Origin of the sequence: Anaerohalosphaera lusitana (genome assembly GCF_002007645.1) — a bacterium.
Lineage (GTDB): Bacteria > Planctomycetota > Phycisphaerae > Sedimentisphaerales > Anaerohalosphaeraceae > Anaerohalosphaera > Anaerohalosphaera lusitana.
The window spans coordinates 1,901,346-1,914,985 of sequence record NZ_CP019791.1 but is presented as its reverse complement, the minus strand read 5'-3'; the positions used below and the strand labels follow the sequence as shown (position 1 = coordinate 1,914,985).

General features: G+C 55.4%; 9 protein-coding genes. All 9 read right to left on the bottom strand.

Going from position 1 to position 13,640, the window contains the following annotated elements; genetic code table 11:
* Positions 1-24 precede the first annotated feature (24 nt).
* The 9 genes from STSP2_RS07880 to STSP2_RS07840 are packed head-to-tail and all read right to left on the bottom strand — an operon-like array spanning position 25 to position 13,639.
* Entirely contained in the window at positions 25-1,374 is a 1,350-nt protein-coding gene (locus STSP2_RS07880; RefSeq protein WP_146661491.1) for a hypothetical protein, read from the bottom strand.
* 24 nt (positions 1,375-1,398) lie between these two features.
* Positions 1,399-4,221, bottom strand: a complete 2,823-nt coding sequence (locus STSP2_RS07875; RefSeq protein WP_146661489.1) for a VWA domain-containing protein — start codon at positions 4,219-4,221, stop codon at positions 1,399-1,401.
* A gap of 1 nt (position 4,222) precedes the next feature.
* Positions 4,223-5,989, bottom strand: a complete 1,767-nt coding sequence (locus tag STSP2_RS07870; RefSeq protein ID WP_146661486.1) for a vWA domain-containing protein — start codon at positions 5,987-5,989, stop codon at positions 4,223-4,225.
* Complete coding sequence (locus STSP2_RS18185) at positions 5,986-6,858, bottom strand: DUF58 domain-containing protein (protein ID WP_146661484.1); 873 nt, start codon at positions 6,856-6,858, stop codon at positions 5,986-5,988. Before STSP2_RS18185 ends, STSP2_RS07870 begins: the two co-directional genes overlap by 4 nt.
* The gene (locus tag STSP2_RS07860) at positions 6,848-8,389 is read right to left on the bottom strand and encodes an ABC transporter permease (RefSeq protein WP_146661482.1); all 1,542 of its coding nucleotides are present in this window, start codon (positions 8,387-8,389) and stop codon (positions 6,848-6,850) included. Before STSP2_RS07860 ends, STSP2_RS18185 begins: the two co-directional genes overlap by 11 nt.
* Complete coding sequence (locus STSP2_RS07855) at positions 8,389-9,318, bottom strand: ABC transporter ATP-binding protein (RefSeq protein ID WP_146661480.1); 930 nt, start codon at positions 9,316-9,318, stop codon at positions 8,389-8,391. Before STSP2_RS07855 ends, STSP2_RS07860 begins: the two co-directional genes overlap by 1 nt.
* Positions 9,308-11,149 carry a hypothetical protein gene (locus STSP2_RS07850; protein ID WP_146661478.1) on the bottom strand — a complete coding sequence of 614 codons (1,842 nt, stop codon included), beginning with the start codon at positions 11,147-11,149 and terminating at the stop codon, positions 9,308-9,310. The genes STSP2_RS07855 and STSP2_RS07850 overlap by 11 nt, the downstream gene beginning before the upstream one ends.
* Positions 11,142-12,200 (bottom strand): AAA family ATPase, encoded by a 1,059-nt coding sequence (locus tag STSP2_RS07845; protein WP_146661476.1) that lies wholly within the window; start codon positions 12,198-12,200, stop codon positions 11,142-11,144. The genes STSP2_RS07850 and STSP2_RS07845 overlap by 8 nt, the downstream gene beginning before the upstream one ends.
* 26 nt (positions 12,201-12,226) lie before the next feature.
* Positions 12,227-13,639 carry a synaptonemal complex protein 1 gene (locus STSP2_RS07840; RefSeq protein ID WP_146661474.1) on the bottom strand — a complete coding sequence of 471 codons (1,413 nt, stop codon included), beginning with the start codon at positions 13,637-13,639 and terminating at the stop codon, positions 12,227-12,229.
* Between the last annotated feature and the right edge of the window lies 1 nt (position 13,640).

Here is a 13,640-nt window from a genome sequence, read left to right as displayed (position 1 = left end):
GGTCGTCACGCCTTTTTTTATCTGTCAAGGCCGTTCGACCGTGAATGTTACGTCGTACATACTTCTGAGGGCTCCGCCTTTTGGCTCGGTACCGCCATTGTCTGTGCCGTCTTTGCCTATGCTGTAGACCACGTAATTGGTGTCGCCCTTCTTGAGGTATTTCATTGGCTTGCCGTCGAATGGATCGACAGGTACTTCGTCGAGATATGTCGGGGTTAGGTCGGCGAGTTTTTCCGGCAGTCGGTCTTTGTCCAGGCGGTATTTTTCGATCGCAAGACCTACCTTGGTCGCATCGAGTTGTGCCAGGTATTCAAGCGACAAATCGGAAACTTTACTCAAAGCTGGCATTATAATATAAGCGCCAAAATTCCAAACGCTGACACCATTTTTAGTGTCCCTTACTGCTTTTCTGAATGCAGTATTTCTTTGTACGAAAGGCTTTTTTGATGCATCGAGAAACATTGACACCAGATCAATATACAAGAGCTCATCCTTGTCCTTGAGCCCAGAGGCGGCATAGAGCAAATAAAGCGGTCCGGGCATTCCTGTAACTGACACCATGTCCTGCTGCGAACGAAAGGCCGACATGCCGAAGGCACGCTCACCCGCGATCGCACGAGAAAAGACATTGGAATTTTTAGCACTTTTCACAAGGGCATTCAGCCTGTCCAATTGCTTCCTATCAAGTTCACACATATTTACGGTGCGTTCAAGGGATGCCGCGCCCATCCTATCAATTGCAAGCTTCACCAAATAGGATATTAGAGTTGGTTCCTTTGAAAGGGTCCTGCCCAAGGCGAACATCGTTTCCGTAGACCGGATAGCATTGTGGGTTTCGCCAATGCTGGTGCGGTATATCGACTCCTCCATAGCTGTCTCGGCAGCCTTTTTCAGAGGACTCAAATGTTCCAAAGTTGCAGCAAAACCTCGCGAGAGATCCGTATCATATCGGGCGTAATTGTAGTCCCGAAGCTCGTAGAGCATCTCCAGGAATTCTCGGTTCTCCTCCATATACTCAGCCACCAGTTTCAGCGATTCGCCCTTTAGAATATCTGTACGCGTATCAAAACTGACTGAGCCGCTGACTGGGAGTTTGTCCGCCTTGTCGCCGGACCAGGTGACCTTTTTGATCAACGCATCCTCGACAACCTCGGCTCCGTTTTTTGCGTCTGACGGGATCGAATAAAAATCGTCCAGCTCCCGCGCGTTCACAGGATAACCCTGTGCCCGTATACGCGCATACTCAGCGTTTAGGCGACGTTTGAGACTCAGCCGAAAGCAGATAAACAGCACCACTGCCGAGATCAGCAGGAAAACCACCACGTGTCTGAATTTGAGCTGGAAGCCTTGTGTTTTGCTTTGTTTGTCACTCATTGTGTTTAGCGTACAATTATTGAATCATTTTCTGTCGGTTCTTTGATCGGCGGATTTTTTTGCTTTTGAGAGGGCGCCGGAGAGGCCGGGGCCGGTTTTGGGCTCTTGTTTTTTGCGTTTGTCTTTCTTTTGCTTTTTAGCAGGCTGTTCGGTTTTCTCGTCAGGCTGTGAGTCGGCTATCTTGATCTTGCGTCCTGCCTTTTTTGCCCGTTTAGCAGCCGCTTTTTCGAGCCTTGCGGACTGGAGCCTGGATATGCGTTCTTTTGCGAAGGCGGGGACGGCGGGCTTTGCGCGGGTGAGCAGGTTCGTGCGTCTCTGGAGCACCTCCAGCAGCAGGAGTACTATCGCAGCGAAGAGGAGCCACTTGCCGACGGGCACGGTCTGTGGCTTGCGGGGGATGTCGTCCCATATGCCTCCCAGATCAATGCGTGCCTGGCCGTGTGTGGCGGCTGCGAGTTTTTCCAGCACTTCGCCGTCACGGCCGGTCTCGACGGGCTTGAACTCCGGCGAGTACGGCAGGCAGACGGGCGGCAGTGAGACGGGGCCGGCCGAGGCGACGTTCACGGTTGAAAGAACTGTCTCTAGCCCGCTGATAGGCACGCGCAGAGAAAGGGTCGAAGTGTCGTCGAACTGCATAGTGTAATTACTGGTCGCGGGTGAAGAGCCCGGCGTACCCGAAAGAGCTGTCACAGTGGGCAGCTCGTCGATCAGGGATTCTGCTTTTGCGGGGTCGAGGTGCAGCTTTATCACGCACTCAGCGCCCTGCATCTCCTGGGTCACCATCATGTCAGGACCGAGATCGCCCGGGTCGCCAGCCACCCATCGCACGAGGCTCGTGAGCATGTCTTCGTATTGCGGTGAGTTGCCGAGCGGGCCCGTGTATTTGCCGTCGACCTGCCCGGCGTACGCGAGGCCGCGACCGACACCGACCTGCCAGGAGGCAATGAACGGGGCGTCGTACTCGTCCAGCGTGACGGCTCCGAGCGTAGCTTCGGGACGCAGGTAGCAAAGGTTGTATCCGCCTGCCGGTGCGTTCATGTCGAACGAACGGTTCGTAACGCTTCGCAGGCCGGGCATGGTTTCGACCGCGGTGGCCTCGTCGAGAAAGCTGTTGCGAGCGACAACGAATGTGTCCTGGGCGAACAGTCGGGGAAGCTCTTCGGCGCTTTCGGTGAAGAAGCATCGGCCGTTTCCGCGCTCGGCGATGTCTTTGAGCAGGTTCGCGTGGATGTTGGTTTCGTTGCCTAGCCCGATCACGCTGACGGTGATGCCGGCTTTTTCGCATTTTTCGAGCAGTTCCTTGTACGCGTCGGGCCGTTCGGAGTCGGCGGCATCGGCGAACAGTATGATATGCCTGGTCAGGGGCGTTGCTTCGCTGACCATCTTCGCAGCGTTGGTGAGGGCCTCGTAGATGAATATGCCGCCGCCCATCGACTCCATCGTGAGTATCTTGTTGCGGTAGGCTTTGTTTCGTTTGACCTTTGCGATATCGACGATGGTGTGGGCGGAGCTGTCGACCGCGATCACACCGAACTCATCTTCGGGACCGAGCAGGTCGAGTACCTGAGCGGTGGCAAGATTGGCAAGGTCCATCTTCGTCTTGCCGCCTGAGACCGGTGCGCCCATACTGCCGGAACGGTCCAGCACGACGACTATGCCGAGCGAGAACTTGCGATGCTCGCGTCGCAGCTCCATTGAAACGGGCAGTATCGGCTCGATGGGCGACTTGAAATAGCCGCCCGGCCCGTACGAGCTTTTGCCGCCGGTCATCATCAGGCCCGCCCCTGTCTGCTTGACCCAGGCCGCGATGTTTTCCATGCCGCGAGGACCTATGCCCTGGGCGGGCGTGTTTTCGATTATCAGGGACGAATAATTCGACAGGCCCTCGAGCGAAAAGTTGACCTGGCCCGGCTGGGCGGGCTCTACGTCGATCTTGCTGGCCCGGAGCATGTTAACGAACCCGGCGACATCGGACTCGGTCAGGCACAATACGGATTTGGGGCCGGTGACGCCGACTAGCATTCTGGCTGTGTTGTTTTCAGGTACGGGGTCCTCGTTGTCACCTTCGATGCGGAGGTAATATTCGTTTGTGCCTGGGTTTTCGGTTTTGTCGCGAAATGTTAGCCGGTTGAGGCCCGCGCCGGCTGCGTAGTCGCTGGCTGCGATAGTCTCGCCGTTCTTGCTCAGGGCATACTTCACACCTTGCGACAGGGGCGACTGGAACCAGGCGGTCAGCATGAACGCCTCGCCCGGCGTTGTCTGCTGTGGAGCCTGTATGCGTTCGATCGCCAGATCGTTGGCCGCGGGCCGTGACATCTTGCGATAGTCGACCGCAACGCCCATCGTAGCTGCACGTGAAGCGGCATCTAGCGGATCCGAGCCGGTCCACCGTCCGTCCGAGAGAACGACCACCCTGCCAGGAGCCTGGGCCGGTATCATGCTGAGGGCGGTAAAGATGCCGTCCGCAAGATTGGACGCGTGAGGGCCGACCTGGGTTACGAAGCCGCCGAACCGGCCCCGCTGTGGTGCCATATCTATCGCGATGTCCTGGCCGAATGAAACGACTGCGAGCTCATCGCCGTCGCCCATGCCCTCGCGTATAAGATCTATCGCTTCCTCCTGCTGCTGTTGAGTTTGCGGCGGCATGGAGGCGCTTCGGTCCGCGACGACTACGACGGTGCCCCGCTTGCTGGGCAGGTCTACCGCGAGACCGGCCATCGCGAGTATCACGAATGCCACGCTCAGGATCCGCAGCACGGTTATGAGCTTGCTTGATGTTTTGTAGAACCAAAGCAGAGCCGCCGACGGTATCGCCAGCAGGAGCCATATCGGATTTAGAAATATCATGCTATGTCCTCGCCGAGCTTCTTGAGGTAAGTATTCGATGGATCGAAAGCAGAACCAGTGCGATGATCAGAGGCAGCCAGTCGATGCTGCGGTATTCCCACCAGAACTTTTCCGCGTCCTGCCATTTGCCCCAGACACCCTCAGCCAACGTGCTAAGGTCCGATTCGGCGGGCGATATGGGATTCGCCGCAAACGCATAGCTTCGCAGATCGGACTCGACGCGATACACGCCGGGCAGGCGAGTCTGTACGCTGAGTCGATTTTCGGCCACGGGAAACTGCTGCACCGAATCGTCCGGCAGAGTGACGTTAGCAGCCTCGACATTCTCGGCGAACGGAAACGTCACGGCCACTTCGTAGCCGAGCCCGGTGTTGGTCCGTTCCGGGCCGGGGAGCTGATCCTTTCGCCAGTTGATGAGGTTCCAGAACAGTACGGGCCAATCGGGTGACTGGGCAAGAGTTGACATCTCTGGATTGAGATTAATCGTGATATGATGCTGCCCTGCTGTTAGCTGCTTGTCGTAAACCAGCGGCACGTTGCCCGCAGTGATCACGGGTGTATCGAGTGCGATGTCCGCATCCTGGCCCGCCCATATCACGCCGTCGAGCGAAAGGCCTTCAGTGAGCGGATGAGCCCTGTTGACCACGAAAGGACCGACGTATGCGTTGGGGTCTTCACCGGCGGCGAACCGCATAACCCAGGTATCCTGAAGCTGATCGACCTGGACCTGCGAATCCGTGAACAGGATCGCGGGGTTGATCTCGGCCGACGATGTCATGGCCGTCGAATCGACCGCCTTTGCCGTCATTTGCTCCAGGTCCTCATTTTCGATCCTGTAGCCAACCGAGACCATTCGTTCGACCGCAGGCAGCAGATGGGCCTCGTTGTCAAAGTCCAACGCACCGTCATCGAACAAAGCTCGCACGGGTCCTAGGCTGGCATCCAGACTGAAGCGTATTCGCTTGCGTACACCGCCCTGCACCGTCACTTCGCGTGAGAGCAGGGATTCACCTGTATCGGTCGACTCTATTTGCAGATCGAAAGTTCTGCTAACGGCCGAGTAATTTGCAACTGTGAGCATACATTTCTGTTCCTCGCCGTCCCCGTCACGGACAGCGGTAACGAACGCAAGATTGCCCATACCCCTGCCAAACGCCCGCCATTCCACAGTACCGTCCTGCAGTTCTTCTTTGGGCGGCTGATCAGTCAGGACCAGCAGGCGAGCGGTCTTGCCGCCAAGCTCCGACGCTAGTGCCAGCGCTGCCGGAATATCCGACGCTGTAGAATAGCACTGCCAATCATCCAGCGAATCTCTGACCTGTGATATTGAACTGAGTGAATTCGCCAGGACCTGCGGTTCACGGCCGGCGGTTATCAGTGTGACACGGAACCTGCCCGACCCGGTCAAAAGTTCTTGCAGTGATTCAGCGGCCCGGTCTCTCGCTGTTTCATCCTGGCCTGCAAGCATACTGAACGAATCGTCAAGTACCACCGCCAGCACCCGTGTATCGCGGCTGGAACGCAGCAGCGGCCCTGCCGCCGCAACCACGAGCATCAAAAGGACAAGCAGCTCTATCAGGAAAAGCAAAGGCGTCTTGATCTTTTCGAGCTGCAGGCCGCCCGAGCTCACGCGCGTGCGGTCCTCCCAGAACATGAGGCTCGAAACCTCGTGCGACTGGAAGCGATTGCGGAAAAGGTAAATAGCCGCCAGCACAGGCAGCGACGCCAACGCGATAAATGCAAACGGTGAAGCGAACAATCCGTTCATGCCACCCCCAGTATTTCAGACTCTATCAGCTCGGGAAGGTGCCAGTCCTTGACGACATCTTCTGCGACCAGGGTGACCATGCGGCCGCCGAATTCCGTGCATGCCCTGCGCCAGTTCTGCTGGTGCCGGGAAAAATTCTGTTCGTATCTCTGCATTGCCGCGTCGTCGACGAAGAGCTCTCGTACCTGTCCGGTTTCGGAATCGATCAGCCGCAGACTGCCCTGATCGCCTGGCTCGACGTCACGGCGAGCCACGAGCTGAAGTATTACAACGTCGCTCGCATTGGCTGCCAGAGACATAAGGGACTGCCTGGGATCACCAACCCAGAACAGATCGCTTATCAGGACCCGGATGCTTCTGGGCCGAAAGTGCGGCGGGTAACGTTTGAACGCCTCGCCGGGCGAAACGATGCTCTCCAGTTCCAGGCCGTCCCATGCTGCGGGACTCTCAGAGCCGTTAACAATTTTTTCGCAGAAATCACCGGTCTGCCAAGCAGAGAAAGTGAACTGTGAATTGATCGAGGCCTGCGCCAGCAAGCCTGCCAGCCCCAGGCACGCACGCGCCTTTTCACTGCCCGCCAAGCCCATCGAGCGGGATCCGTCGATCACTATTTCGACATGAGGGCTGATCTCTTCGCGAAACATCTTCGTGCAGAGCCGATCCGACCGTGCAAAGACGCCCCAGTCGATGTGACGAAGATCGTCGCCCGGCATGTAGTTGCGGTGTTCCATGAATTCGAGCGAGCTGCCCGCCCTGCTGCCAAGGTTTGAACCGGCCAGACCCTGTGATATTCGCCCGGACGTAAACAGCGCGTACCGAAGCCCCGCCTGCTGACCCTGCAGCAGATAATCACGATACTCAGACTTCATCGCTCTCTCCCGTATTTTCTGCCGTCAAGCCTATAACCGCTTCTTGGGCCTGGACCTTTCGCAAAGGCTTGAACCGCTTGATATCTTCGAATATCCACGGCATGTTGATCACAAGTGCGATAATCGACCAGATCGCCGAGAAATTTATGGCCGAACCTGCCAGCCGGGTCCAGAAACCGGAATATGTCGCCATCACGAGCGGATTGGCAATGTACCACATGGCGTCTATAGATGTTCGGTGCTCGGGCTTGAACATCAGGCCGATAAGCGTGGGTATTACCGTAAGAACGACGAACAGGCCGACAGCGATAACAAGTCCCAACTGGGGCGAATGGTTGTCTTTGAAGAATATGCGTCTAATGAACAACGCCGTCATCGTGTAGGCGAACGTATATAGCCCTACCATGGACATAAGCTTGACAGTGTCTCGGTAAAAGTTCAGGTCCCAGCCTCTGCCGTGTGATCTTGGAACCATAAGCACGACCAGAAAAGTCAATCCGATCATAACCGCAGCAAAAACTGACCCTCTGCTCGCACCGCTGTAAAAGAGGAATGTCGGCAGGCGAAAGATCTTTTTGCGAGGTATCGTTCTGAGCACCCGCGGGCCGAGGTGAAAACGCTCGCAGGACGCAACGAGCAAACTTGCTGCGAACAGTATTGCCATCATGACGCCCCATACGTAAAACACCTCCGCTTCTTTTATTTCTCTATACCACAGCCAGACAAGTGCACCCGTCGCAAGCCAGATCAGCAGCAGATACAAACGCCCTCCCAGCGCTTTGTTCGCCGATGGCGGCGTAATGATCGTTGCAGATAGTATGAACAAAAGACCCGTCCCAAGAGCAGTGATGCCCAGCATCGTTAGTATCGGGCCCCAGAAATCCCAGAACGACCCGAAATACATGTATCCGTCTATGAATCCTCGCGTGATACCCACAACCATAAAAAAGGCCGCTGCCAGAGCGCCAAGCCCAATTAGGAATCTAATGCCCCTGCCTACGAGTCCGCCGCCTGGGCATGCAAGAAGTATCGAAACCATAATGCAAACAATTACTGCGACAAAGCTCATGCCCAGCGTGAAGAACATCGCACCCATATCAAGCCCCCGCAGCAGGTACGTGAGTGTCATGAACGGCATGCTCGCGGAAAAGAACAGCAGCGTGAGTATCAACCCGGTAAAGAATTTGCCCCATATGATCTGCGTCGGCCTGAGCGTGGTTATATACAGCAGGTCGACATTGTTGTCGCTGCGTTCGGATGAGATTCGCAAGGCCGTGAATATCGGCAGGAACAGCAGGCACGTACCCAGCAGAATCGCCTGCAGCACCATGAAAACGTTCCTGCCAGTGTCGAAATCCTCCGCGGCACTTTCGTCCAGCAGAACGGCACCGCCGACTACCGTCAATTGAACCGCGATGAAGATCATCAAAACCCAGCCCAGTGACCTGCCTTTAACGGCCTGGCGCATCTCCTTAACCGCGATCGGGTTCATTATATCGTCGGCCCATGTCATGAAACCAGTCAATTTCATCAGTTGAGCTCTCCCTTTGTTATGTTCATAAAGATGTCTTCGAGGTTATCCTTGAGCGTTCGCACTTCTACGATCTTACAGCCCTGCCCGACGAGATTCGCCACTGTCGCACTTATCGTTTCATCAGTGCCTTCAAGATCCAGTTCTACGCCCGACCCGACGACCTTTGCCCGCTGAACCTTAGGAAGTTGAAGCAAAGTTCGGTAAAACTCATCGACCGGGTCCAGCGAACGCATGTAGATGCGTTTTATGGGCAGGTCGGAAGTGTCGAACGAATCGAGCCGGCCGGCCCGCAGCAGCTTGCCTTTCTCGATAATAACCGTGCTGTCGCATATTTCCGCAAGCTCGGAAAGTATATGCGAACTCACCAGTATCGCCTTGTTCTGCTGTGCGAGAGCCTTTAGCAGCTCACGCAGTTCTATTCTAGCTCGCGGATCGAGACCCGCAGCCGGCTCATCGAGCACCAGGATGTGCGGATCGTGGATGATCGCACGCGCCAGGCTCACCCGCTGCTTCATGCCCTTGGAAAGGTCCTTTAGGAACTTGTCGCGGATGCCGAGCAGATTCGTGAATTCCTCAACATCGTCAACAACCTTTCGCCTGACATGATTCTTTATGCCGAACGACCTTGCGAAAAAGTCCAGATAATCATCGACACTCACATCGCGATGCGTCGGCAGTGCGTCGGGCATGAAGCCCAGCTTTCTTCTTGCCAGCTCGGGATACTGGACCACGCTCGTATCGTCTATAAAAATGTCGCCATCGGTCGGCTCGTCCATGGTGCACATTATCTTCATTGTCGTCGTCTTGCCCGCACCATTGGGGCCGACAAAACCGACTATCTCGCCCGAACTGAAACTGAACGATATGTCATCGACCGCCCTGGTCTTGCCGAAATATCTCTTGAGGTTTTTGACTCTAACTTCCATTACGTCCACCTTTCACGCTGCCGATTATAACCTCCATATGATTGTTCTCTTTGAGGTTCGTAAGTGCGGGCTCAACAAACACAGGCTTGCGTATTATCGCCATATAGCTGTTCGGCTCGAGATAACTGGCCGGACTGGTGATTACCGAAGTCGTTGCATTGTTCCATCGCCGCTCATGTACCTTGCGGAATGCATCGGAATCGGCACTCGCTACCGACATGTTCGGATCCCGCATCATCACCTCCTCCTGGCCTGCGACGATGTCGGCAGCGACAAAAATATCACCCGCATCGTCCGCATACCACAGCTTGTGAATATCCTTCCCCAGGCCATTTCCTGCGTGTAATTTGTCATCTTTTCGCTCGAAATTCATCCGCAGCCGACTCGGGCCGACCCTTCGAAGCTGGAAATGTGCCGGCACCCTGGCGAATATCCAACCGCTCTTGAGGTGCTGGTCATTCGTCCAGTCAATGGTTCTCATGCTGCCTGCACTCGAATGCTGCCGGTTCAATCCTACGGGCAGAACCGCCGTCTCAAAATCGAAGTGCAGTCCACCGCTTGGCGTCATGGGCGAATAATAAGCGGCAATTCCCACTGTGCTGGCCCGCTGAGCTGACTGATCGAGATATGTAACAGCCCCATGCCGGGCAAATCCTCTCCAGCCCTCCGCGAAGGTCGCGTAAAACACTACCGCCAGACTCGCCGCAATCGAGATCAGAGGCACGGTCCAAAGCATATATATCCTTCTTTTCTTGCGCGACAGGATAAACAGATTTGCCGGTCCCATCACCACCGCGAACAATAGAATAAGGCCAAACAAACCCCTCACGGGGATACTCATATCCTCGATCACTGCAAATGAGTTGTTAGCTTGCTGGACCGAATCGGCGATCAGCTTTGGTTTTGACTTATCCCACACCTCATCTTTCAAGGTTCTTATGAGCGTTTGGTTGTCTGAAGATGTGAAAGCATTATCATCCGTAAGCATTGCTATCGAGCCGAAACCGACGTAACTTACTCTGGCTCCGTCCTGCAGAAGCTCCTCCCTAGAACTTTCTGCGAATCCCCATGCCGGATCGGGCTTCGATTGGCCCAGCACTGTCAAAGAGCCTCCCGCGCGGACATAATCGGCGACAGCCTGTTTGACTGCCGAGCCCGCCCTGTCAAGCTCATCGGCCTCAACCACAATGCTGTCATAAGCCGAATACGCCAGCCAATTGCGGGGCCATTCTGAAACCGGCTTGAACGTTTTGTTCGTCTTTACTGTCGGTGTGGACCTGTAACCATGGCTTGAGCTGCCCCATACCTTTTCGATCAGCGAATCCAGCTCACCCTGATTTACATCTCGGCTTACACGCAAAACAATTCCGGAGCCGCTGTGCATATAGAAATTCTGTCCGTGGTCACTGCGGAAACTGAAACTGACCATCTCTTTTTGTCTGGCGCCGTTGATATAAACCGCCAACCCATCACCGGAGCCCGGCACCGGCGGCTGGAGAAGCTGCATGATGACTGAATCCCCAGCCGCGATCTTCCTGGTTCTCGTGATCGACTCGAGCGCATCACCGCCGAAACGGTAACTGTTGCCGGGCAGCTCGAGAGTCACCTCATGCGTCTGCGAAGAAGAAGAATTCGTCACAAGGAATTCATACTGCAGGTAGCCGTGCGTCGTCCCCGTATTCTGCGGATTGTCCTGTGCGACGACACGAATATCGCCGAACGTCCGAGCCAGCGATTCACCCGAAACTGCGACAAAAAACGCCAGCACCATGATCCACACGAGAGAAGACATGCGAAATGCCGACCTGCCTCGCAAAATAGCTCTATGCATCGCTCTCCTCCGCAATCTCAATGTCACGGCCGAGCTCAACTCCGGTATCACTGACATTTTCCAGTATATCGTTGATGACATCGAATGTTTTGAGCCCGTCGAATCTCGCTTTGTACGTGAGGATCATCCGATGATTGAGAACGTGCTCGGCGACCGCCTTTACATCGTCAAAACCGACCGTCGGCCTGCCGGAAATCATCGCATGTGCCCTGGACGCCTCAGCAATGGAGATGGCTGCACGCGGGCTGGCACCGTATGATACGTATTCCTTGACGCTTTTGGCAGGCGAACCATTCTCGGGATGTGTGGCCGCCACGAGCCGGGATATGTAACCCGCGACCGCTTTGGGAAGGAAAACCGCATCCATAACTTCGAACAGCATGTCGAGATCGGCCTTTTCCAGCTTCTTATCAGGCATTGGCGGCTCGCCGCGGCGTCTGGTCGTGATGATCTCTTCCAGGACATCCGCATCCGCACCGCTGACGTTGAGCTTGAACATAAATCTGTCCAACTGAGCCTCGGGCAGCGGATATGTACCTTCCAGCTCGATCGGGTTCTGCGAGGCCAGCACGAAAAACGGCCTGGGCAGCTCACGTGTCTTACCCAGCAGCGTCACGCACCGTTCCTGCATCGCCTCCAGCAGTGCGGACTGTGTTTTAGGCGATGCACGGTTTATCTCGTCGGCAAGCAGAATGTTCGTAAAGACGGGACCGGGCTCGAACGTCATCTCACGCTTGCCGCTGTCCTTCTCCTGCAATATATGCGTACCGACGATGTCTCCGGGCATCAGATCGGGCGTAAACTGCACGCGGTTGAAACCCAGGTTCAAAAGCTCACCCAGCGATTTTACAAGTGCCGTCTTACCAACGCCCGGCACACCCTCGAGCAGGATGTGACCCTGGCTCAGTATGCCAACCAGCACCATTTTGTGAAGCTCGGGCCTGCCGAGCAGTATGCTGTCAAGCTGGCCCAGCACACCTTCCGCTATCGAAGCAGCCTCTTTGAGCTTCGCCGGGTCGATCATTTCATCCAGTTTCTTCTCTGATTCCATGCTCTTCCTCATTTCCGGGAATAAATTTACTGATCTTCGCGTTCAAAGTATTTCTGTACGGCCTTTTTGTGTCTCGGCAGTATCTTTCGTTTCGTCGCCTGTCCGGTCCCACCCTGCGCATCAATGAATCCACCCACGTTCTTTTCAACTTCTTCGGTATCCGACGGATCGGACACACTGACGCCTACCATTTTACTGTCCTTCATCGCCTCAACCGAACCGGGCGGCAGGATCTGCTCCTCGAATTTAGTACCCGTCTCGCTGCTCTTGTCCTTCCAGGTCATAGCGGCGTCACCTCTACCAAAACTCACTCCGCCTTTTCCCGGCATATAGGCCTTCATCGCGGCACTGACGCCCATTCCGTCGGCATTTTCAGCCAGAAACGCTGCCAGAGCTGCGGGATCTATCTGCGTGCCTTCTTTGGCCTTTTTGACCATCTTGCCGTCGATGAGCTTCGCGTCCTGCAGTTTGCCAAGCCTGCCGGCCATCTGGTTCTGAGCACCCTGCAGGGCCTTGCGAAGCTGTTCAAGCTGCTCTTTGCTCAGTTGGCCGCCTTCTTTGGCTGTACCCGATGCCAGGGCTTCTTTTAGGCTGTCGCTCATTGCGTTTTTCAACGCACTGTTATTCGCAGCCATTTTCTCGATCGTCTCTTTCAGTTCCGCGGCTGCTTCGTCGGTGAGTTTTTCCCCCATCTGCCCCGAGTTTTCTTCCATCGCTTTGGCAAGCGCCTCGGCCTTGGCTGCTTTTTCAGTATTTGAAACATCCGCCATAGCCTGCTCCTGTGCCGCATTTTTAAGGCTTTTCTGCATGTGATCGAGAGCTGCCCACGTTTTCACCGGGTCATCCCCTCTTGCTTCATCGCGTATCTGCTTGAGTTTTTTACGCAGCTCAGCAGCCTCGGAATCGGCGATCACGTCTTCCTCTTCCAGAGTGTCGATCTGCTTACTCATCCTGTCCACATCCGCATCGACATTGAGTCTCTTAACGGTACTTACATTGATGTATCTCTGCGGGACAGCAAGACAGGCCCCCAGGAATACAACTGCTGAAAACAGCAGGACCATTTCCCGCCTGCACCGCCATTTGAAGAGTACCAGCTTCGGTTCAGGCATGGAATCGGCCCACTTGCCAAGCTCCATCTGATCCGACGCTATCAGCAGCCCACCGCAACCGCTATGCTTGTCAACCAATGCGCGCACGGACTCCAGCGATGGCACCTTACGAAAACTGATAAAAGCGGCCGCGCCCCACAGCAATACGCCGGACCCAAGCAGCCAGAAACCCGCCTGGTACGGAACAAATGCCAGTGCACGCAATACCAGAATGACAAACCCCAGCACAAAGCCCCACCAGATCGTCACCCGAGAAATATCTCTTAACACGATCAACGCAGCGGCTTTGAGCCGAAGACGACCCAAAAAATTATCACAAACAGGCATC